Origin of the sequence: Corallococcus sp. AB018 (genome assembly GCF_003986945.1) — a bacterium.
Lineage (GTDB): Bacteria > Myxococcota > Myxococcia > Myxococcales > Myxococcaceae > Corallococcus > Corallococcus exiguus.
The window spans coordinates 1-417 of the sequence record NZ_RAWR01000581.1 but is presented as its reverse complement, the minus strand read 5'-3'; the positions used below and the strand labels follow the sequence as shown (position 1 = coordinate 417).

Sequence of the window (417 nt, the reverse complement as noted above, 5' to 3'; positions counted from 1 at the left end):
GTGTCTAATCCTTGTGCCGTCCAACCCATTATATCACTAATTGCAATTCCTACCGTTCTACTACCGACATCGAGTCCTAAAATTTTATGTTGTAACATAAATTATTTATTTTGCTCTTTTAAATAGTAAGAAACAAGCTCTTCCATAATAACATCTCTATCAATATGACGAATTTGATTTCTTGCTTCATTTTGGCGTGGAATATACGCAGGGTCACCTGATAATAAATAACCTACAATTTGGTTTACGGCATTATATCCTCGTTCATCTAATGTTCGATAAACATTATTTAAAACATCTCTTACATCTTGTGTTGGAAGTTCTTCATAGTCGAATTTCATTGTTTTATCAAAGTTTTCCATTTGCGACACTCCTTTAATTACAAATATAACTCACTATCATCATACAATATTATGG

At 31.9% G+C, this 417-nt stretch carries 2 protein-coding genes; both read right to left on the bottom strand.

Going from position 1 to position 417, the window contains the following annotated elements; translation table 11 throughout:
* Window positions 1–98, bottom strand: a 98-nt coding sequence (gene ruvX / locus D7Y11_RS45580) for a Holliday junction resolvase RuvX (protein WP_126936530.1), incomplete at its 3' end; no start/stop codon positions are given.
* A 3-nt stretch (window positions 99–101) separates the two neighbouring features.
* Entirely contained in the window at window positions 102–362 is a 261-nt protein-coding gene (locus D7Y11_RS43015) for an IreB family regulatory phosphoprotein (protein WP_000426912.1), read from the bottom strand.
* Window positions 363–417: the final 55 nt, after the last annotated feature.